Origin of the sequence: Pseudomonas sp. BIGb0278, assembly GCF_024809895.1 — a bacterium.
Classification (GTDB): Bacteria; Pseudomonadota; Gammaproteobacteria; order Pseudomonadales; family Pseudomonadaceae; genus Aquipseudomonas; species Aquipseudomonas shirazensis.
On record NZ_JANUEL010000004.1, the window covers coordinates 300305 to 320490 of the forward strand.

At 61.7% G+C, this 20186-nt stretch carries 18 protein-coding genes; 4 read left to right on the plus strand and 14 right to left on the minus strand.

Going from position 1 to position 20186, the window contains the following annotated elements; genetic code table 11:
• Positions 1-61 precede the first annotated feature (61 nt).
• Positions 62-475, plus strand: a complete 414-nt coding sequence (locus M2396_RS16760; protein ID WP_188036567.1) for an NUDIX domain-containing protein — start codon at positions 62-64, stop codon at positions 473-475.
• Here M2396_RS16760 and metR read toward each other — a convergent pair.
• Positions 459-1376, minus strand: a complete 918-nt coding sequence (metR, locus tag M2396_RS16765) for a transcriptional regulator MetR (protein WP_101321860.1) — start codon at positions 1374-1376, stop codon at positions 459-461. The genes M2396_RS16760 and metR overlap by 17 nt on opposite strands.
• A 207-nt stretch (positions 1377-1583) precedes the next feature.
• On the opposite strand from metR, the gene M2396_RS16770 reads away from it, so the two are divergent.
• Positions 1584-2582 carry an alpha/beta fold hydrolase gene (locus tag M2396_RS16770; RefSeq protein ID WP_150570569.1) on the plus strand — a complete coding sequence of 333 codons (999 nt, stop codon included), beginning with the start codon at positions 1584-1586 and terminating at the stop codon, positions 2580-2582.
• A 13-nt stretch (positions 2583-2595) separates the two neighbouring features.
• On the opposite strand, the gene M2396_RS16775 is transcribed toward M2396_RS16770, so the two are convergent.
• The 11 genes from M2396_RS16775 to M2396_RS16825 form a co-directional block, all read right to left on the minus strand.
• Positions 2596-2922 (minus strand): GlpM family protein, encoded by a 327-nt coding sequence (locus M2396_RS16775; protein ID WP_259076237.1) that lies wholly within the window; start codon positions 2920-2922, stop codon positions 2596-2598.
• A 33-nt stretch (positions 2923-2955) separates the two neighbouring features.
• Positions 2956-4284, minus strand: coding sequence for a sigma-54 dependent transcriptional regulator (locus tag M2396_RS16780; RefSeq protein ID WP_101321857.1), 1329 nt, complete (start codon positions 4282-4284; stop codon positions 2956-2958).
• A gap of 13 nt (positions 4285-4297) precedes the next feature.
• Entirely contained in the window at positions 4298-6202 is a 1905-nt protein-coding gene (locus tag M2396_RS16785) for an ATP-binding protein (RefSeq protein ID WP_101321856.1), read from the minus strand.
• Between the two features lie 68 nt (positions 6203-6270).
• Positions 6271-7005, minus strand: coding sequence for an amino acid ABC transporter ATP-binding protein (locus M2396_RS16790; protein ID WP_101321855.1), 735 nt, complete (start codon positions 7003-7005; stop codon positions 6271-6273).
• On the minus strand, positions 7002-7673 hold the full coding sequence (locus tag M2396_RS16795) for an amino acid ABC transporter permease (protein ID WP_101321854.1): 672 nt from the start codon (positions 7671-7673) through the stop codon (positions 7002-7004). Before M2396_RS16795 ends, M2396_RS16790 begins: the two co-directional genes overlap by 4 nt.
• Positions 7673-8419 (minus strand): amino acid ABC transporter permease, encoded by a 747-nt coding sequence (locus M2396_RS16800; RefSeq protein WP_101321853.1) that lies wholly within the window; start codon positions 8417-8419, stop codon positions 7673-7675. Before M2396_RS16800 ends, M2396_RS16795 begins: the two co-directional genes overlap by 1 nt.
• Positions 8420-8516: 97 nt before the next feature.
• Entirely contained in the window at positions 8517-9431 is a 915-nt protein-coding gene (locus tag M2396_RS16805) for a glutamate/aspartate ABC transporter substrate-binding protein (protein WP_101321852.1), read from the minus strand.
• Between the two features lie 390 nt (positions 9432-9821).
• A complete protein-coding gene (glpD, locus tag M2396_RS16810; RefSeq protein ID WP_150570568.1) occupies positions 9822-11360 on the minus strand; it encodes a glycerol-3-phosphate dehydrogenase in 1539 nt (512 codons plus the stop codon).
• Between the two features lie 175 nt (positions 11361-11535).
• Positions 11536-12291, minus strand: a complete 756-nt coding sequence (glpR, locus tag M2396_RS16815; protein ID WP_101321849.1) for a DNA-binding transcriptional repressor GlpR — start codon at positions 12289-12291, stop codon at positions 11536-11538.
• 147 nt (positions 12292-12438) lie between these two features.
• On the minus strand, positions 12439-13938 hold the full coding sequence (glpK, locus tag M2396_RS16820) for a glycerol kinase GlpK (protein ID WP_150572229.1): 1500 nt from the start codon (positions 13936-13938) through the stop codon (positions 12439-12441).
• Positions 13939-14006: 68 nt separating this feature from the next.
• Positions 14007-14858 (minus strand): MIP/aquaporin family protein, encoded by an 852-nt coding sequence (locus M2396_RS16825; RefSeq protein WP_103438365.1) that lies wholly within the window; start codon positions 14856-14858, stop codon positions 14007-14009.
• Between the two features lie 304 nt (positions 14859-15162).
• Here M2396_RS16825 and ybaK point away from each other — a divergent pair, with 304 nt between their 5' ends.
• Positions 15163-15633 carry a Cys-tRNA(Pro) deacylase gene (ybaK, locus tag M2396_RS16830; RefSeq protein ID WP_259076137.1) on the plus strand — a complete coding sequence of 157 codons (471 nt, stop codon included), beginning with the start codon at positions 15163-15165 and terminating at the stop codon, positions 15631-15633.
• A 49-nt stretch (positions 15634-15682) separates the two neighbouring features.
• Here the strand turns inward: ybaK and M2396_RS16835 are convergent, their stop codons facing one another.
• Both M2396_RS16835 and argF read right to left on the minus strand, forming a co-directional pair.
• The gene (locus M2396_RS16835; RefSeq protein WP_101321845.1) at positions 15683-16792 is read right to left on the minus strand and encodes an ABC transporter ATP-binding protein; all 1110 of its coding nucleotides are present in this window, start codon (positions 16790-16792) and stop codon (positions 15683-15685) included.
• Entirely contained in the window at positions 16789-17709 is a 921-nt protein-coding gene (argF, locus tag M2396_RS16840; protein WP_101321844.1) for an ornithine carbamoyltransferase, read from the minus strand. Before argF ends, M2396_RS16835 begins: the two co-directional genes overlap by 4 nt.
• A 361-nt stretch (positions 17710-18070) precedes the next feature.
• On the opposite strand from argF, the gene M2396_RS16845 reads away from it, so the two are divergent.
• The gene (locus M2396_RS16845) at positions 18071-20179 is read left to right on the plus strand and encodes a molybdopterin oxidoreductase family protein (protein WP_259076140.1); all 2109 of its coding nucleotides are present in this window, start codon (positions 18071-18073) and stop codon (positions 20177-20179) included.
• Positions 20180-20186: the final 7 nt, after the last annotated feature.

The window sequence follows — 20186 nt, forward strand, 5'->3', positions numbered from 1 at the left end:
TTGATACGCGGGGAGGTTGGATCGGCTATCCTCGCCGGCTTAATCCTGCCCCGAGTTATCCATGCCGAACATCATCCGCATCGCCGCCGCTCTGCTCATCGACCCGCAAGGGCGCACGCTGCTGGTGCGCAAGCGCGGCACTCAGGCGTTCATGCAGCCAGGCGGCAAGATCGATGCAGGGGAGACGCCGCTGGCAGCATTGGGCCGTGAGCTGGAAGAAGAGCTCGGCCTGCGCATCGATGTCGCTGCGGCCGAGTACCTGGGCCAGTTCAGCGCGCCGGCGGCGAACGAACCGGGCTTCGAGGTTCAGTGCGAGCTGTTTCGCGTCGACTGTGCCACCACCGTAGCGCCCGCAGCGGAGATCGAAGAAGTGCTGTGGATGACCGCCGAGCAACCGTCGGCACCACTGCTGGCGCCGCTGACCCGCGACCTGATTCTGCCGCTGTACCGCCGGTTGCTCAACGCACCGCGCTGACCCCATCAAGGGTGGCGAACGAGGTGTCCTTGGCGGTTAGCAGGAAGTCACGCATGTACGGCGCATCGAGCATGTCGGTACGCACCCCGGCGTAGAGCGTGGCAAACAGTCCCTTTTCGCCCAAGCGCTTGCCCTTTACATAGCCGCGCGAGCTGTATTCGTGCAGGGCCCAATGCGGCATGCCGCAGACGCCACGACCGCTGGCCACCAGCTGCATCATCATCACCGTCAGCTCCGAGGTGCGGATGGCGGCGGGCTCGATGTCGGCGGGTTCGAGAAAGCGGGTAAAGATGTCGAGACGGTCACGTTCCACCGGGTAGGTGATCAGGGTCTGGTCGACCAGATCCTGCGGCACGATGTACGGCTTGCTCGCCAGCGCATGCTGGTTGGCTACCGCCAGCATTGCCTCGTAGGTGAACAGCGGCACGTAAGTGATCCCGGCCAGGTCGAGCGGGTCGGAGGTCACCACCAGGTCGAGATCGCCACGGGCCAACGCCGGCAGCGGGGCAAAGGCAAAGCCAGAGGCCAGGTCCAGTTCGACTTCCGGCCAGGCATCGCGGAACTGGTCGATGGTCGGCATCAACCATTGGAAGCAGCTGTGGCATTCGATCGCCATGTGCAGGCGCCCTGCAGTACCACCGGCCAGCCGCGCGATGTCGCGTTCGGCACCGCGCAGCAAGGGTAGAGTGGCGTCCGCCAGTTGCAGCAGGCGTAGGCCAGCGCTGGTAAAGCGAATCGGCTTGGTCTTGCGCGCGAACAGCGGCATGCCCAGGCGCTCTTCAAGTTCCTTGAACTGATGCGAGAGTGCCGACTGGGTCAGGTGCAAGCGCTCGGCGGCCTCGACCAGGCTGTCTGATTCGCGCAGTGCATGAAGGGTTTTCAGGTGACGAATTTCAAGCACGAACAACTCCGGAGCTAAACGCGATAGTGCGTGAGTTTGGCTCATGTTGGCGCGGTTTGTCGATCTGTGGGTGTGGCCCAGGCGGTCTTAATGTTGCCTGAGTGGCCGCCTGGCAGGGTTCATCAAATTGTCACGCAAGTGTGGCAGCGCTTTTCAATCAAGTTGATCAGACTGGCGGACTAATGGGGCTTTGCGTGCTGGTGTTGCTTGATGCGTTTTTTATTGTTTGTGTTGATGCTATGGGGCGCTGCGCCGAGCACCATTGCCATGGCGCGCTGCGATGCCAGTGTGGCACTGCAGCGCGCTGACCTGGGGGCGCTGAGCATGGTCTATCAAAGCGTCGGCGCGCCGTCAGATCCTGCGCTGTTGCTCGTCATGGGGCTGGGCGGTCAACTGATCCACTGGCCCGACGATGTCGTGGAAGCCCTGTGCCGACAGGGCTTTCGGGTGATCCGCTACGATAATCGCGACGTTGGTCTGACCCGCTGGAATACAGCGCCGGCCTCGGCCAACCTGACGTTCGAGGCGCTGCGCTACAAACTTGGTCTGAGCGTATCGGCGCCTTACAGCTTGACCGATATGGCCGAGGATGGCGTGCAACTGATGGACGCACTGCACATCGAGCAGTTTCATGTACTGGGGGTGAGCATGGGCGGCATGATTGCCCAGCATATGGCCGCCATGCAGCCGCAGCGGGTGCGCAGCCTGACCCTGGTGATGTCCAGCTCCGGCGCCGCTGGCCTACCGCAACCCAGCGCAGCGTTGCTGCAGTTGCTGGCGCGGCGCAGTGCTCCGAGCCGTGCTGTGGCCATTGAGCAGCAGGCTGACATGCTCGCCGCATTGGGCAGCCCGCAGGTGCAGGATGAGCGCCAGGAGCTGATTCAACAGGCGGCGCAGGCCTATGATCGGGCATTCAATCCGCAAGGCGCCAAGCGCCAGATTCTGGCAATTCTGGCTGAGCCGAGCCGAGTCGAGCTGCTCAATCAGCTGCGCGTGCCGACGTTGGTGGTGCACGGTACCGCAGACCCGCTGCTACCGGTGATGCACGGAGTGCACCTGGCGGCGCATATCCAGGGCAGCCAGTTGCGCTTGATTCCGGGGCTTGCGCATCGTTTTCAAGCGCCGTTCAAGGCGCCACTGCTGGGCGCGGTCTTGCCATACCTGAAAGCCCAGCGTGAGAAACCCTCTCACCTCGCCACACTGTAATAGCGGGGAGTGCTCAGTGCAGGCGCACCCATACGGTCACCAGCAAGGTCGCGGCGATCAGCCAGGCCAGCGTGGCCAGCGCCAGCGATGCCTCCAGGCGCATGCGCTCGACCAGCACATACAGCGTCAGCAGATAGATGAAGTAGGGGATGATCGACCACATGCCGAACACGATGGTGGTTTTCAGGTCCTCGATCGAGCGGCCCTTGCCGACAATGTAGTGAGCGATCAGGGCAAAGGTCGGAAACAGCGGCACCAGCCCGGCAATGTAGTAATTGCGGGTCTTTGACAGGATTGCCAGAAGAATCACCACACCCGCGCCGAGTGCCGCTTTCAATATCAGGTCCACAGAATTTTCCCGTAGCGATTGAGGTCAGCCGAGGCCGTATTTTTTCACCTTGTCGAACAGCGTGGTCTTGGCCATGCCCAGCTCCAGGCTGGCCTGGCTCAAGTTGCCGCCGCTGCGTTGCAGCGCATCACTGAGCAGGTTGCGCTCGAATGCCTCCACCGCTTCGGCAAAACCCAGGCCCTGGCTGGCGCCGCCGCTGGCGGTTTTCTTGAATGCCGGCAAGCCAAGCGCATAGCGTTCGGCGACGTTGCGCAGCTCGCGAACGTTGCCTGGCCAGTCGTGGGACATCAACCGCGACAGGGTGTGGCTGTCCAGCTCAGGTGTTTCGCGGTCAAAGCGCAGCGCCGATTGCTGTAGAAAGTGCTCGAACAACTGCAGGATATCCTCACGTCGTTCGCGCAGCGGCGGCAGCTCAAGGGTAACCACATTGAGCCGGTAATACAGGTCGCTGCGGAACTGGCCGCTCTGGCCTAACGCATTCAGATCAGACTTGGTCGCGGCAATCAGGCGGCAATCCACTGCAATGCTCTGGTTCGAGCCCAGCCGCTCCAGGGTCCGCTCCTGCAGCACGCGCAGCAGCTTGATCTGCAGGTTGATCGGCATGCTCTCGACTTCGTCGAGGAACAACGTACCGCCGTTGGCATGCTCGATCTTGCCAATGCGGCGCTTGCCAGCACCGGTGAAGGCATTGGCCTCGTGGCCGAAAATTTCACTTTCGAAGAGGTTCTCCGGCAACCCGCCGCAGTTGAGCGCGACGAACGGTTGCGCCTGGCGCCGGCTGAAGTCGTGCAGGCAGCGGGCGACCAGTTCCTTGCCGGTGCCGGTCTCACCTTCGATCAACACATTGGCCGAGGTATCGGCGACATTGGCGATGAGTTCGCGCAGCTCCTGCATGGCCGGCGAGCGGCCGATGATGCGGCCCTCCAGCGTACTCTGGCTTGCCAACTGGCGGCGCAGTGACACCACCTCGCGGGCCAGGCCGCGTTGTTCCAGGGCCCTGCGTACCACTTCGACCAGACGCTCGGGCGAGAACGGTTTCTCCATGAAGTCGTAGGCGCCGTTGCGCATTGCGCCGACAGCCATGTCGATGTCGCCGTGGCCGGTGATCAGCACCACCGGCAGGCCACGGTCACGGGCCTTGAGCCGGCTCAGCAGCTCCAGGCCATCGATGCCGGGCAGGCGAATGTCGCTGACCACGATGCCGGCGAAGTCGTCGCCGATGCGCTCCAGGGCAAGCTCGGCGCTGCCCACGCCTTCGCAGGCGATGTCTTCCAGAGCCAGCGCCTGCTGGCAGCCGAGCAGTACATGCGGGTCATCTTCGACGATCAGGACGGTCAAGGGTGCTTGGTTCATGGGGACCCTTCGCTCATGGCTGCTGTGGCGGTTGTGTGGGGGCGTTGACCAGCGGCAGGGCGAGGACGAACGCCGTACCGCCGCTGGCGGGGTGCTCGACGCTGAGTGAACCTTTGGCGGCAGCTGCGAGGCTTGCCGACAAGGTCAGACCCAGGCCCAGGCCGTGTTCGCCCGGTTTGGTCGTGAAAAACGGCTCGAACAGGTGCTTGCGCGTATCGTCATCGATACCGTGACCATTGTCGCGCACCAGCAACCGGTATTTGTCTGCCTGGAGTTCACCTTCCAGCCACAGCTGCGGCTGCGGCTGGCTGGCCATGGCGTCCAGCGCGTTGCCGATTAGGTTGACCAGAATCTGCTCGAGGCGGGTCTGATCGATGGCCAGCAACTGATCCTCGTACAGATTGTGCAACTGCACATGGCTGCCGGCAATCCGGTTGGCCAAGACCTGCAGGCTGGCCTCCACGGCCTGTGCCAGCGAAGCCTGGCCACCGTCATCGGCGCGGCGGGCGAACGAGCGCAGGCTGGCGGTGATCCGCCCCATGCGGTCGATCAGGCCGTTGATGGTCTGCAGGTTGGCACTGGCAGTTTCCAGTGCGCCGCGTTCAAGGAAACGCACGGTATTGCCCGACAGCGTGCGCAGCGCTGCCAGCGGTTGGTTGAGTTCGTGGGCGATGCTGGTCGACATCTGCCCGATGGCCGCCAGCTTGCCGGCCTGGACCAGCTCGTCCTGCGCCTGGCGCAGGGTCTGTTCGGCATGCCGGCGCTCGCGAATCTGGCCCTTGAGGCGTTCGTTGCTGGCGCGCAGGTCCGCCGTGCGCTCGGCAATCTTGCGTTCAAGGTGGCTGTTGGCTTCTTCCAGCGCCTCACGTGCGGCCAGGCGCGTGGCGATGACCTTGCGCCGTTCGTTCCAGGCAATGCCAAGGATGGTCAGCAAGGCGAAGGCCACCGCGACCAGCACGCCCTGGATCATCGACTCGCGGCGCAGGTCCTGCAGTGGCGTGAGCAGGGTGAAGTGCCACGGCGTATCAGCCAGGCGACGGGTCTGCGCCAGGTAGGTGACCTCGTGCAGTTTGCCCTGGGCGGTTTCGCTATTGGCCGGGAAGGTCAGTTTCTCGACGCCATCGGCGAGGGTTTCGCGGGCCAGCGGCTCCAGCTCGTTCAGTGGCCACCAGTAGTATTGCAGGCTGCGCGCCAGGCGTTCTTTAGTCTGCGGACTCAGTGCACGGACTGCCTTGAGCCGCCTCGCTGGGTCGCTGGAAAGGATGATGATGCCGTTTTCATCACTGACAAAAGCCTCGAGGCGGGCACGCTGCCAGCGCTCTTCGAGGGTGTCCAGGCGGACCTTGATCACGGCCACGCCGATGATCTTGCCGTGCTCTTCCAGGCCGTGAGCCAGGTAGTAGCCGGCTTCGCCGGTGGTGCTGCCGATGCCGTAGAAACGCCCAGGCTCGCCCCGCACCGCGTCCTGGAAATAGGCACGGAAAGACAGGTCTTCACCCAGAAATGAATCAGCGTCGCGCCAGTTGCTGGTCGCCTGGACTCGGCCACTGGTATCGAGGACGAAGATGGCCCGGCTGCGGCTACGACGGTTGAGCCCTTCAAGGTATTCGTTGACGCTCTGCCGCGCACCGCCCTCAGGCTCGCTGAGCAGTTGCGATACGCTGTCTTCCAGCTCAAGCAGGCTCGGCAGATAGGTGTACTTGCTGATTTCACTCTCGACTGTGCGCGCGTGCAGCTCGAGTTGCCGTTCGCCGTTTTCGCTGAGGATACGAATACCGCTGTTGTCACTGAGTACGTAGCCGATCAGGCCCAGGCCGACCATCAGCAGGATGATCAGAGGTGGTAACAGCAGTTGGCGGATCAGACGGGATTTCACGGCAGGCAGGGCAGGGCGCAGGAGCGAGGGGTCGCATTTCATCACAGTGGCCTTGTCACGACCAGCACCCCCAGCCCGGATCGGACCGAACCAGGGGCGCTGCGGCCGGCTTAGTGTTGCAGAATTTTACTGAGGAAGTGCTGAGTGCGCTGGTCGCGGGCGGTCTGATCACCGAAGAATTCGTCTTTGGTGCAGTCTTCGACGATGTTGCCCTTGTCCATGAAGATCACCCGATCGGCCACTTTGCGAGCAAAGCCCATCTCGTGGGTCACGCACATCATGGTCATGCCTTCGTGGGCAAGCTGGACCATTACGTCGAGCACTTCGCTGACCATTTCCGGGTCAAGTGCCGAGGTTGGTTCGTCGAACAGCATGACGATCGGGTCCATCGACAGGGCGCGGGCAATCGCCACACGTTGCTGCTGACCGCCGGAGAGCTGGCCAGGGTGCTTGTGGGCGTGGGCTGACAGGCCAACGCGCTCAAGCAGGGCCAGGCCTTTCTTGGTGGCTTCTTCCTTGCTGCGGCCAAGCACCTTGATCTGCGCGATGGTCAGGTTCTCGGTAATGGTCAGGTGCGGGAACAGCTCGAAGTGCTGGAACACCATGCCGACTCGCGAGCGCAGCTTGGGCAGGTTGGTCTTCGGGTCGGAGATCGAGGTGCCATCGACGACGATGTCACCCTTCTGGAACGGCTCCAGCGCATTGACGCACTTGATCAGGGTCGACTTGCCCGAGCCGGAAGGCCCGCAGACCACGACCACTTCACCCTTTTTGACATCGGTGGTGCAGTCGGTGAGCACCTGGAAGTCGCCGTACCACTTGTTGACGTTCTTGATGGAAATCATACGGTGATCCTTTTTTGCAGGCGCTTGACCAGCCATGAAGCGGAGAAGCTGATAATGAAGTAGACGAGACCGGCGAAGAGCAGGAATTCATTCGCGCGGCCGACAATGTCGCCACTGGCACGGGCCGAGTTGAGGAAGTCGACCAGGCCCACGGTGTAAACCAGCGAAGTGTCCTGGAACAGGATGATGCTCTGCTGCAGCAGCAGTGGGGTCATCTTGCGAAACGCCTGCGGCAGGATGATCAGGCGCATGGTCTGGCCATAGGTCATGCCCAGCGCCTGGGCAGCGCCCATCTGGCCTTTGGCAATCGACTGCACACCGGCGCGGACGATTTCGCAGAAGTATGCCGCTTCGAACATCATGAAGGCCACGACGCACGAGGTGAACGCACCGATTGGTGTGTCTTCGCCGGTGATCCAGCGCAGCACGAACGGCACTGCCAGGTAGAACCAGGTGATCACCAGCAGCAGCGGGATCGAGCGGAAGTAGTTGACGTAAGCGCCCGCAATATTTGCCATCAGCTTGCTCGATGACAACCGCATCAGCGCCAGCACGGTGCCCAAGGCAATACCGCCGACCACACCCATGACCATCAGTTGCAGGGTCATCAGCATGCCGTTCCACAGGCCCGGCAGCGCGGGGATGATGTCCGAGAAGTCCAGTTCCATCACTTGCCTCCTACGGAAATCAGGCCAGGTACGGCCACTTTCTTCTCGACCATGCGCATCAGCAGCATCAGGCCCATGTTCAGGGTGAAGTAGATCAAGGTGGCCAGGGTGAAGGCCTCAAACAGGTTGGCCGAGAATTCAGCGGTCTGTTTGGTTTGCGCCAACAGCTCCATCAGGCCGATCAATGAGGCGACCGAGGAGTTCTTGAAGACGTTGAGAAATTCAGAGGTAAGCGGCGGAATGATGATCCGGTACGCTTGCGGCAGCAGTACGTTGCGATAGATCTGGGCCAGGCTGAAGCCCATTGCCCGAGCGGCAGATTCCTGCCCGCGTGGCAGTGCCTGGATACCGGTACGCACCTGTTCGCAGACTCGCGCTGCGGTGAACAGGCCAAGGCAGATGATCACACTGATCAATGCCGAGGTAGTCGGGTTGAGGTCTTGCTTGAACCATTCCTGCAAGCCTTCGGGCAACAGGTCAGGGATCAGGAAGTACCAGATGAACAGCTGCACCAGCAGCGGCACGTTGCGGAACAATTCGACGTAGGCGGTAGCGATCCCTGATACCAGCCTGTTCGGTACGGTGCGCATGACGCCGAGCAGCGAGCCCAGCAGCAAGGCAATGATCCAGGCGCAGATGGCAATGGCGATGGTCCAGCCCAGGCCGGTGATGTACCAGTCCAGGTAAGTTTCGCTGCCGACGCCAGTGGACTTGAAGAACACGCCCCAGTCCCAGTTGTAATTCATCGGGATTTCCCCTCGGATCGTTGTTTCACGGGCACCTTCGAACATCCAAGGGCGCGAGCGCCCTCGGATGAAAGGTTAGACACTAACTAGCTGCGGGTCAGGACTTCTTTTCGTCTGCCGCTTTATCGGTAGGATTGGCAATCAGCTCTTTCAGCTCATCGCTCATCGGGAAGTTCAGGTTCAGGCCTTTTGGTGGGACTGGCTGGGTGAACCATTTGTCGTAGATCTTGTTGATCTCGCCCGACTTGTACAGCGCAACGATCGCGTCATCGACGGCTTTCTTGAACGGTGCATCACCCTTGCGCACCATGCAGCCGTAGATTTCGTAGGATTGCGGGGTGCCGGTCACGGCCCAGAGGTTTGGATTCTTGGCCTTGGCCATTTCACCGGCGAGCAGCGCGTCATCCATCATGAAGGCGACTGCACGGCCGGATTCGAGCATCTGGAAGGCTTCGCCGTGATCCTTCGCGGAAATCACGTTCATGCCCATCTGCTTGTCGGCGTTCATTGCCTTGAGGATGCGTTCGGAAGTGGTACCCGCGGTGGTCACCACGTTCTTGCCTTTCAGGTCAGCGAAATCCTTATAGGAGGAATCTTTCTTCGACAGCAGACGGGTGCCCACCTCGAAGATGCCTACCGAGAAGTCGACCTGCTGCTGGCGCTCGACGTTGTTGGTGGTCGAGCCACACTCGACATCGACGGTGCCGTTCTGCACCAGCGGGATACGGGTCTGGGAAGTAACCAGGTTGTACCTGGCTTTCAGGTCCGGCTTGTTGAGCTCTTTTTTCAGGTGCTCGACGATGGCCAGTTGAATGTCGTGAGAGTAGCCGACCGGTTTGCCCGAGGCATCGGCAATGTAGGAAAACGGAATGGAACCGTCGCGGTGGCCCAGGGTGATGGTGCCCGAGTCATTGATCTTCTTCAGGGTGCCGGTCAGCTCTGCAGCCATGGCCGGCGAAGCGATAACAGCAGCCGCGATGGCGGCGCCCAGCAATTGACGAACGATACGCATCAAATTTTCCTCGACATGTTTGTTTTTTTTATGGAGCCGTTGGCGGACTCTTCGTTCCACGAATACTGCAAAAGCAGTGCATTCGGCTACCAAGTGTAGAGCATGACTCGTGCCAAGCCCTGTAATTGATCATAACGTCCCGAAAAGCCTGGGTATTAATCTTTTGTGATGCGAGATTTTCCCGAGGCTACCGACGGGTTACCGAATGAGTGAGGCGAGGCTGTTCGGAAATCCGAATGGAGCGGATATTGAGAATCCTGGTGGGATGAGAGCGCAGACTGGAGCAGATCAGTGCACAGGAGCGTGCATACGAGGGGTAAGGGCAACAGGCGTGGATACAGCGGGCAGCCACTTTGAGGAGTGGCTACCCGACCGCAGGTACCTGCCGAATCAGGCGGCGTCTGATTGGCCCGAGGTCGGCCTGGCCTGCTGCAGGTAATTCACCAATGCTTGCTGTTCGACGGCGTTGATGAACAGGCCCAACTTGGTGCGCCGCCAGAGGATGTCGTCGGCACTGACGGCCCACTCTTGTGCGCGCAGGTAATCAATTTCGCAGCCGAACAACCCGCCGCCGATCGCCTTGCCGAGATCTTCCGGGCCATGTACGGCTTCGAGCAGGCGCCAGACACGGTCGCCATAGGTCACTGCCCAGCGCCTGGCGATATCTACCGCCAGCCACGGGTGGCGGACTCGGAGCGCGTCGACCAGTGCTTGCACTGTTGTCATGTTCTCGCCGCCCGGCAATGTCGCCGACGCGGTCCAGCTGGAGCCCATCTGGCTAAAGAACGGTTTCAGTTCGGCCATGGCGGATTCGGCCAGCTTGCGGTAGGTGGTGAGCTTGCCACCAAACACCGACAGCAGCGGTGCCTGGCCGTGGTCGGCAGACAGGGCCAGGGTGTAGTCGCGGGTGACCGCTGAAGGGTTGTCGGACTCATCGTTGCACAATGGCCGCACACCGGAATAGGTGTGCAGGATATCGGCGCGGCCGAGCTGCTGTTTGAAATGCTGGTTGACCACATTCAGCAGGTAATCGGTCTCTGCCTCACTGATACTGACCTGGGACGGGTCGCCGCTCCACTCCCGGTCAGTTGTGCCGATCAGGGTGAAGCGCTCCAGATACGGAATTGCAAAGACGATGCGCTGGTCTTCGTTCTGCAGAATGTAGGCATGCTCGCCTTCGTACATGCGTGGCACGATGATATGGCTGCCTTGGATCAAGCGGATGCCATACGGCGCATCGAGCTTTAGGTCATCCTTGATAAAGCTGGCGACCCATGGGCCGGCCGCATTGACCAGCGCCCGGGTGTGGATGGTCTGTTGGCTGCCATCGGCATGCTGCAACAGCACCTGCCAGATACCGTCGACGCGTTCGGCCCGCAGGCAACGGGTACGGGTCGCGATCTGCGCGCCATGTTCGCGGGCGGCCATCGCATTGACCACTACCAGGCGCGCATCGTCGACGGCGCAGTCGGCATATTCGAAACCGCGGCTGATCGAAGCCTGCAATGGGCTGTTCGGGCCAAAGCGCAGGCTGCGCGAGGCGCCCAGGCGCTTGCGTTTGCCGAGGTGATCATAGAGGAACAGACCGGCGCGGATCATCCACGCCGGGCGCAGGTGCGGCCGATGGGGCAACACGAAACGCATCGGTTTGACGATATGCGGTGCTTTCGCCAGGAGCACTTCACGCTCGGCCAGTGCTTCGCGGACCAGGCGGAATTCGTAGTGCTCGAGGTAACGCAGGCCGCCGTGGATCAGCTTGCTGCTGGCCGAGGAGGTGTGTTGCGCCAGGTCGTCCTTTTCACAAAGAAACACCTTGAGGCCGCGCCCGGCAGCGTCAGCGGCAATGCCCACACCATTGATACCGCCGCCAATCACGGCAACATCGTAGCAATCGGCAGGGACGGGCTGGGAGGAAACGGGCTGGGACACGGGCAAGGCCTCCTGAGGCTGCTACCATCGAAAATGAACATCGATGTTCGTTTGCGAAAATACTAGCGCAACAAGCAAGCATTCGCCAGCGAGTCTTCATAGAAAACTTCAATAGGCGCGGCGAAATGAACAATAGCGAACATGGCGCGGCGCTCAGTGCGACGCCGCGCGCAGGTCACACCACTTCCAGGCGGACCTTGTTGTCGTTGAGCAGTTGGTTCAAGGCGGGCGAGGGCGGCTGATCGGTCACCAGGCAATCGACCAGATTGATCGAGCCGAGCCGAACCATCGCGTTGCGCCCGTACTTGCTCGAGTCGGCAGCGAGGATGACCTGCCGCGCATTGGCAATGATCGCCTGGGAAACACGCACTTCCTGATAATCGAAATCCAGCAGGCTGCCGTCTTCATCGATGCCGCTGATGCCGACCAGGGCGAAATCGACCTTGAACTGGCTGATGAAGTCGACACTCGCCTGGCCGACCACGCCGCCGTCACGGCGCACCGTGCCGCCAGCGACCAGCACTTCGAAGTCATCCTTGGCACTGAGGATCGACGCGACGTGCAGGTTGTTGGTAATGACCTTGAGGTGATTGTGATTGAGCAGGGCGCGGGCAATCGACTCGGTGGTGGTGCCAATGTTGATGAATACCGAGGCATGGTCCGGGATCTGCCGGGCCACGGCTTCGGCGATGCGCTGTTTCTCGTCGCGCATCTGGTCGGCGCGCATGGCGTAGGCGGTGTTTTCGATGCTCGAGTCATACGCCGCGCCGCCATGGTAGCGCCGCAGCAGGTTGCTCTCGGCAAGCTGGTTGATATCGCGGCGAATGGTTTGCGGGGTAACGACGAACAGCTGGGCCATTTCTTCGATACTGACGTAGCCGCGTTCGCGCACCAGTTCGAGGATTTGTTGTTGGCGCGGGGGCAGATTCATGGGCGGTCCTTGGGGGCTGCCGGACAAATGCTGCAATGATGCCGTAGGAAAGGGATGACAGCCAGTGCGCACAGTACAAACAAGTCGGTCGCCATGTGCTGAACATGGCGACCGAAGCGGGCAGGGCCTGAAACGCTACAGTTTCAATCAGGCCTCGTGATCTTCCCAGTCACGGGTACGCTCGACCGCTTTCTGCCAGCCGGCATAGAGCTTCTCTTTCTGCGCTTCATCCAGCTGCGGGCTGAACTCGCGCTCGATGATAGCCTTGTCGCGCAGCTCATCCAGGCTGCTCCAGAAGCCGCTGGCCAGTCCGGCCAGGTAGGCAGCGCCGAGGGCGGTGGTTTCGCGCATCTTTGGCCGCTCGACACAGCTGCCGAGGATGTCGGCCTGGAACTGCATGAGGAAGTTGTTGGCCACCGCGCCGCCATCCACGCGCAGTTCGCTCAGGCGCTGGCCGCAGTCCTGCTGCATGGCATCGAGGACGTCGCGGGTCTGGTAGGCGATCGACTCCAGTGCCGCGCGGATGATGTGATCGACCTTGACCCCGCGGGTCAGGCCGAACAGTGCGCCGCGTGCGTACGGGTCCCAGTAGGGCGCGCCCAGCCCGGTGAAGGCCGGCACCAGATAGACACCGTTGCTGTCCTTGACCTTGCTGGCGAAGTACTCGGTGTCGAGCGCATCATTGACGATCTTCAGTTCATCGCGCAGCCACTGCACGGTCGAGCCGCCGTTGAACACTGCGCCTTCCAGCGCGTAGGCGACTTCGCCACGGGGGCCGCAAGCGATGGTGGTGAGCAGGCCGTGGGAGGAGCTGACCGCCTTGTCGCCGGTGTTCATCAGCAGGAAGCAGCCGGTGCCATAGGTGTTCTTGGCCTGGCCTGGCTCGACGCACATCTGGCCGAACAGCGCCGATTGCTGGTCGCCGGCGATACCGGCGATGTCGATGCCGCTCTTGGTCTGGCCATATACCTCGGAGGAGCCGCGCACCTCTGGCAGCATCTGGCGTGGCACACCGAGCAGCTCGAGCATCTTTTCATCCCACTGCAACGTGTGGATGTTGAACATCAAGGTACGCGAGGCGTTGGTGTAGTCGGTGACATGTACCTTGCCGCCGGTGAATTTCCAGATCAGCCAGGTATCGATGGTGCCGAACAGCAGTTCGCCGCGCTCGGCGCGCTCGCGGACACCTTCGACGTTGTCCAGGATCCACTTCAGCTTGGTCCCGGAGAAGTACGGGTCGGTGACCAGGCCGGTGGTTTCGCGGATGTAGTCTTCATGGCCATCGCGCTTGAGCTGGGCACAGATCTCGGTACTGCGCCGGCACTGCCAGACGATGGCGTTGTACACCGGGCGGCCGCTTTCCTTGTCCCACACCACCGTGGTTTCACGTTGGTTGGTGATGCCGATGGCGGCGACCTGGGCGTGGCTGATGCTGGCCTGGGCCAGGGCCTCGACCATGGTCGCGCTCTGGGTGGCGAAGATTTCCATCGGGTCGTGCTCGACCCAGCCAGCCTGCGGATAATGCTGGACGAACTCACGCTGGGAGGTGCCCACCACGTTTGCGTCACGGTCGAAGATTATCGCTCGCGAACTGGTGGTGCCCTGGTCCAGGGCGATGATGTAGTTCTTGTCCTGGGTGTCTTTCATGTCAGTGGCCTTGCACAAAATAGGGGGAGGCCAGGCGCTGTGCCTGGCTGTCGGCAGCGGCTCTCCGGTCAGGAGGCCCGCGCATCGCTCTGGGAATTATCGTCTGTTTGCCCGAGTGCAACCTGCGCGGTGGGCAAGTTGCGGGCGATCAGGCCACGGTAGGCGGCGGCGCCCAGGCATGCACCCACAATGGGCGCGAATATCGGAATCAGGAAATACGGAATGTCACGTCCGCCAGTGAAGGCGATATCACCCCAGCCTGCCAGGAACGTCATCAGCTTTGGACCAAAATCTCGGGCAGGGTTCATCGCAAAGCCGGTCAGCGGGCCCATGGCGCTGCCAATCACCGCGATCAGCAAGCCGATCAGCAGCGGTGCCATGGCTCCGCGCGGCAGGCCATTGTTGTCGTCGGTCAAGGCCATGATCACTGCCATCAGGATCGCGGTGATGATCATTTCAACCAGAAACGCCTGGCCGATCGACAGCGCCGGGTGCGCATAGGTGGAAAACACCGACGCCAGCTCCAGGCTGGCCTGGCTGCCGCGGACCATGGCGTGGGATTGTTCGTAATCGAAGAACAGCGTGCTGTACAGGCTGTACACCAGCGCGGCGGCACAGAAGGCGCCAGCTACCTGGGCGAGGATGTAGAACGGCAGTTTGCGCTTTTCGAAACCGGCGAACAGGCTCAGGGCGATGCTCACTGCCGGGTTCAGATGGGCGCCGGATACACCGGCAGTGAGGTAGATCGCCATGCTCACGCCGACCCCCCAGATAATGCTGATTTCCCACAGGCCGAAGCTGGCGCCCGCGACCTTGAGCGCGGCGACGCAACCGGTGCCGAAGAATATCAGTAGCGCAGTGCCGAAAAACTCGGCCATGCATTGGCCCCGAAGGGTGGGCTCGCGTAGTGCAGTCGTCATGTAAGACCTCGGTTCTTGTTGTTGTGAGGCGCGGAGCGCTCGACAGCAAGGCCCAGAGTCGATCCCCATTGACCCTGGGCGGATAAGCGAAAGCGCACTTTAAGGGTGCACCATTTATTCAGAAACGAAAAAATATAGGCAAGAAACGCTCATGTCAAAGGTCGAAAGTGAACGCTCAGCCACAATTTGACCCGCATCGAGTTCTTTGACTATTCCGACAGCATTTAGCGATTTGGCGACAAGCTGGCTGGCTCGCGGCTTTTCACCTAAAGTAGCCGCCGAACTTCTCTGCTCGGAGCCCCGCATGACCCCCGCTCTCGACCTGCTGAAAAAAGCCCGCGCCGTACACCGCGTGCACAGTTACGAACATGATCCGAAGTCGGCCTCATATGGCCTGGAAGCCGCTGAAAAGCTCGGCATCGATCCTGTGCAGGTGTTCAAGACGCTGCTCGCCAGCAGTGAAAAGGGCGAGTTGTTGGTGGCCGTAGTGCCGGTGGTGGGCACGCTCGACCTGAAGGCTCTGGCCCACGCGGCGGGGGTCAAGAAGTGTGAAATGGCTGACCCCGCAGCGGCGCAGCGGGCCACGGGGTATCTGGTCGGCGGGATCAGCCCACTGGGGCAAAAGAAGCGCCTGCGCACCTTTATCGATCAATCAGCGCAGCAGTTCGCAACCATTCACGTAAGTGCTGGCCGGCGCGGACTTGAGGTCGAATTGGCTGCTGCGGTATTGGCCGAGCATACCCAAGGGAAATTTGCCGAGATCGGCCGGGGCTGAGAAGCCGGGTGATGCTGCCGTCACCCGTTATCGTGTCCCAAGCCGTGTCTCAGTTCGCCGAGCTGTAACGGCGAACGCCGTTTTCCTGACGAGCGTGCTGGGTGGCGACGCTGCCCGGCACCGGGAACAGCACGAGGTGATCGGCCTTCACTGCAATGCCGACGTCCTGGCCGACCTGATGATCGATGTGGCTGGCGAAGATCGCTTCCAGCTGGCTGCCGGTCGCCAGCTGCAGGCGATACAACGTTGAGGCACCGAGGAAGCTCTTGCCAACCACGCTGGCGCGCAGGGGGCTGTCTGGCGCATGGACGATGTCGTCCGGGCGCAGCAACACGTCAACCGAACTGCCAACGGCCATGGTGTAGGCGCGATTGCCACGCAGCTCGCCGAGCTCGGTGGTCACCGCTTCATGGCTGCTCATCTGCCCACGAATGAAATAGCCCTGCCCGATGAAGCTGGCCACAAACGGCGTCTGCGGTTCGTGATACAGGTTGTAGGGGGTATCCCACTGCTCCAGCCGACCTTCTTTGAACACGCCGACATGATCGCTGACGGCAAACGCCTCTTCCTGATCATGCGTAACCAGAATGGCGCTGGTGCCACGGCTTTTGAGGATGTCGCGCACCTCATGGCTGAGGCGCCTGCGCAGTTCCACGTCAAGGTTGGAGAACGGCTCGTCGAGCAACAGCAGTTGCGGCTCCGGCGCCAGTGCTCGGGCCAGGGCAACGCGCTGTTGCTGGCCGCCGGACAGCTCGTGCGGGTAACGCCCACCGAGCCCGACGAGCTTGACCAGCTCGAGCATCTCTTCAACCACAGCTGCCTGGCGTGGGTGCTTGCTGATGCCGAAGGCAATGTTTTGCGCGACGGTCAGGTGCGGAAACAGCGCGTAGTCCTGGAACACCATGCCGATCCGGCGCTTCTCTGGTGACAGGGTAAAACCCGCCCGCGAGATGACTTCGCCAGCGAGCTGGATTTCACCGTCGTGCACCGGCTCGAAGCCGGCAATCGCCCGCAGTGTGGTGGTCTTGCCGCAACCCGATGACCCGAGCAGACAACCGATGTCGCCTGCGTTGAGGTGCAGATTGAGGTTCTGGACGATGCGCTGCTCGCCATAGCCGCAGGCGAGGTTGCGCAGGTTGAGCAATAACGGATGACTCATGCGTGGTGGTAAGCCGGTTCGACAAGAAATTCGAGAAGGGCCTTTTGTGCATGCAGGCGGTTTTCAGCTTGGTCCCAGGCGACCGAACGTGGGTCGTCGAGCAGGTCCAGGCTGATTTCCTCGCCACGGTGGGCGGGCAGGCAGTGCATGAACAAGGCGTCGGGTGCAGCCAGGTCGAGCAGTTCGCGGGTGACCTGATACGGTGCGAAATGCGCCAGGCGCCGTGCAGTTTCCTCTTCCTGGCCCATGGAAGTCCAGACATCGGTGGTAACCAGGTGCGCGCCGGCAATCGCTTGCTTGGGGTCGCGCACGATCTGCACCCGCTCACCGGCAAGGGCGAGGAAGCGTGGATCAGGCTCGTAGCCTTCCGGGCAGGCGATGCGCAGCTGGAAGTCGAACTGCTGGGCGGCTTCGATGTAGGAGTTGCACATGTTGTAGCCGTCGCCGATCCAGGCCACGGTCTTGCCCTGGATCGAGCCACGGTGTTCGAGGAAGGTCTGCATGTCGGCCAGCAGCTGGCACGGGTGCGACTCATCGGACAGGGCGTTGATCACCGGCACCCGCGAGTTGGCCGCAAATTCGGTGAGGATGCTGTGGTGGTGGGTACGGATCATCACCGCATCGAGCATGCGCGACATGACGATGGCGCTGTCGGCGATCGGTTCACCACGGCCCAGCTGAGTGTCGCGCGGCGACAGGAAGATCGCCTGGCCACCAAGCTGGATCATGCCGGCTTCGAACGACAGGCGGGTCCGGGTCGAGGCTTTCTCGAAGATCATCCCCAGCACCCGGTTCTTCAGTGGCTCGAACAGCACGCCGCGGTTACGCAGGTCCTTCAGCTCGATGCCGCGACGGATCACGCCGAGCAATTCGTCAGCAGTGAAATCCATCAGGGAGAGAAAGTGCCTTGCGCTCATGATTGACTACCTTAATTGCAACGGTTCGCAGGCCTGCGTTGGCTTTAATTGACAACGGGAGAGACCTGCGGCGTAAGCCGCACGGAGCGGACGAAATAGGGAAAGGCGCAATACTATAATTAAATGTCGCGTGAAACAAAGGGGGTTCACCGTGCGCCTGTATCAACGGATGTCCTAAGCCTATGGCCCGGCGCCGTTTTTTATTCATTACAGAGGTTTTACACGGCGGGTGAGGGGCTTGGCAAACCTGCTGTCGTTAATCGCCTGCCTGATGGCGCAAGATTCAGCCGGCGAAGTGCGCTGGCGAGCGCTCTCAGCCCGGCCCATAGTGGCTGCTTCCCTTGAGCGGAGCGAGTCGACCATGGCCACCACTGTGCATCATCGCGCGTGTCACCTGTGCGAGGCCATCTGTGGCCTGAATATCGAGATCGACCAGCCTGTCGGCGCGGCTGCGCGCATCGTCTCGATCAAAGGTGATCCGCTCGATACGTTCAGCCGCGGCCATATTTGCCCCAAGGCTGTCGCGTTGGAGGATATACAGGACGATCCGGATCGCCTCCGACAACCGCTGCAACGGGTTGGCGAGCGCTGGCAGCCGATCGCCTGGGAGACTGCATTCGAACTGGCTGCAGAGAAACTCTGGAGCATTCAGCAGGCGCACGGGCGCAACGCGGTGGCGGTGTATCAGGGCAACCCCAGCGTGCACAACTACGGGCTGATGACCCACAGCAACTACTTCCTTGGCCTGCTAAAGACCCGCAACCGCTTTTCGGCAACCTCGGTGGACCAACTTCCGCAGCACCTGACCAGCCATCTGATGTATGGCCACGGCCTGTTGCTGCCGATCCCGGACATCGATCACACCGACTTCATGCTGATTCTGGGCGGCAATCCGCTGGCCTCCAATGGCAGTATCATGACCGTACCGGACGTGCACAAGCGCCTCAAAGCACTGCACGCCCGTGGCGGGCAACTGGTGGTGATCGATCCGCGCCGCAGCGAAACGGCCGCCATTGCCGATCAGCACCTGTTCATTCGCCCGGGCACTGACGCTGCATTGTTGTGTGGCTTGCTCAATACCCTGTTTGCAGAGGATCTGGCCAAGAGCTCGCACCTGCCGGTCAATGGCCTGGAGCAGGTCCGCGCAGCGATTGCGCCGTTCGATGTTGAGCGCATGAGCGCAGTGTGCGGGGTGCCTGCCGAGCAGATTCGGCAACTGGCGCGGGATTTCGCTGCAGCCGAACGGGCGGTCTGTTATGGCCGCATGGGCGTCTCGACCCAGGCCTTCGGCAGCCTTTGCCATTGGCTGATCCAGCTGATCAATCTGGTGACCGGCAATCTTGATCGGGTCGGTGGGGCGTTGTGCACCGAGCCTGCGGTGGATCTGGTCGCTACAACCTCAGGCGGCCATTTCAATGCCTGGCAGAGCCGCGTCTCCGGGTTGCCGGAATACGCCGGCGAGCTACCCGTGGCCGCTTTGGCCGAGGAGATGCTCGTGCCCGGTGCTGACCAGGTGCGGGCGCTGATCACCGTGGCGGGCAATCCGGTACTGTCGACGCCCAATGGCCGTCAACTGGACCAGGCCTTGGGCGGCCTTGAGTTCATGCTCAGCATCGACCTGTACCTCAACGAAACCACGCGCCACGCTGACCTGATCTTGCCGTCGACCACGGCACTGGAAAACGACCACTACGACACCACCTTCAACCTGCTGGCGGTGCGCAATGTCACCCGTTTCAATCGGGCAGTGCTGGCCAAGCCTGCCGGTGCACTGCACGACTGGGAGATCTTCGTTGGTCTGGCCAAGGCGTTCGCCAGGCGTGCGCAGAAGGAACTGAAGCCGACCATGCCCCCGGCGCAGATGATCGACCTGGCCTTGCGCCACGGCCTCTATGGCCAGGCGTCGCCGTGGGCGTTGTCACTGGACGCCCTGGATCAGCATCCACACGGCCTGGACCTGGGGCCCTTGCGCGCCAACCTGGCAGCACGCCTGGCTACCCCCGGCAAAGTGGTCGAGGCAGCGCCGACGCAACTGCTTGAAGACTTGCAGCGCCTTGCCAGACAGGCCCCGGCAGCGCCGGACGAGCTGCTGTTGATCGGTCGCCGGCACGTGCGCAGCAACAATTCGTGGATGCATAACTTTCATCGGCTGGTAAAAGGCAAGCCGCGCCATCAGTTGCTGATGCATCCCGATGATATGCAGCAGCGTCAGTTGAGTGATGGCCAGCGCGTGAGCATTCAATCGCGCACGGGCGTGGTCGAGGTGGACGTGCAGGCCAGCAGCGAGATCATGCCCGGCGTGGTCAGCCTGCCCCATGGCTTCGGCCATCGCCGCCAGGGCGCGCAATTGCAGATCGCCGCTGAGCAGCCAGGGGTCAGTGCCAATGATCTTACCGACGAGCTGCAGCGTGACGCCGTGTCGGGTAATGCAGCGTTGAATGGTGTGCCGGTGCGGGTCGCGGCCGTTTGAACGCGCA

What these genes read in the sequence shown, in the direction of transcription:
- M2396_RS16760 (WP_188036567.1), top strand. Translation starts at nt 62, where the DNA reads ATGCCGAACATCATCCGCATCGCCGCCGCTCTGCTCATCGACCCGCAA.
- M2396_RS16780 (WP_101321857.1), bottom strand. Translation starts at nt 4,284, where the DNA reads ATGAACCAAGCACCCTTGACCGTCCTGATCGTCGAAGATGACCCGCAT.
- M2396_RS16785 (WP_101321856.1), bottom strand. Translation starts at nt 6,202, where the DNA reads ATGAAATGCGACCCCTCGCTCCTGCGCCCTGCCCTGCCTGCCGTGAAA.
- M2396_RS16790 (WP_101321855.1), bottom strand. Translation starts at nt 7,005, where the DNA reads ATGATTTCCATCAAGAACGTCAACAAGTGGTACGGCGACTTCCAGGTG.
- M2396_RS16795 (WP_101321854.1), bottom strand. Translation starts at nt 7,673, where the DNA reads ATGGAACTGGACTTCTCGGACATCATCCCCGCGCTGCCGGGCCTGTGG.
- M2396_RS16800 (WP_101321853.1), bottom strand. Translation starts at nt 8,419, where the DNA reads ATGAATTACAACTGGGACTGGGGCGTGTTCTTCAAGTCCACTGGCGTC.
- M2396_RS16805 (WP_101321852.1), bottom strand. Translation starts at nt 9,431, where the DNA reads ATGCGTATCGTTCGTCAATTGCTGGGCGCCGCCATCGCGGCTGCTGTT.
- glpR (WP_101321849.1), bottom strand. Translation starts at nt 12,291, where the DNA reads ATGAATCTGCCCCCGCGCCAACAACAAATCCTCGAACTGGTGCGCGAA.
- glpK (WP_150572229.1), bottom strand. Translation starts at nt 13,938, where the DNA reads ATGAAAGACACCCAGGACAAGAACTACATCATCGCCCTGGACCAGGGC.
- M2396_RS16825 (WP_103438365.1), bottom strand. Translation starts at nt 14,858, where the DNA reads ATGACGACTGCACTACGCGAGCCCACCCTTCGGGGCCAATGCATGGCC.
- ybaK (WP_259076137.1), top strand. Translation starts at nt 15,163, where the DNA reads ATGACCCCCGCTCTCGACCTGCTGAAAAAAGCCCGCGCCGTACACCGC.
- M2396_RS16835 (WP_101321845.1), bottom strand. Translation starts at nt 16,792, where the DNA reads ATGAGTCATCCGTTATTGCTCAACCTGCGCAACCTCGCCTGCGGCTAT.
- argF (WP_101321844.1), bottom strand. Translation starts at nt 17,709, where the DNA reads ATGAGCGCAAGGCACTTTCTCTCCCTGATGGATTTCACTGCTGACGAA.
- M2396_RS16845 (WP_259076140.1), top strand. Translation starts at nt 18,071, where the DNA reads ATGGCCACCACTGTGCATCATCGCGCGTGTCACCTGTGCGAGGCCATC.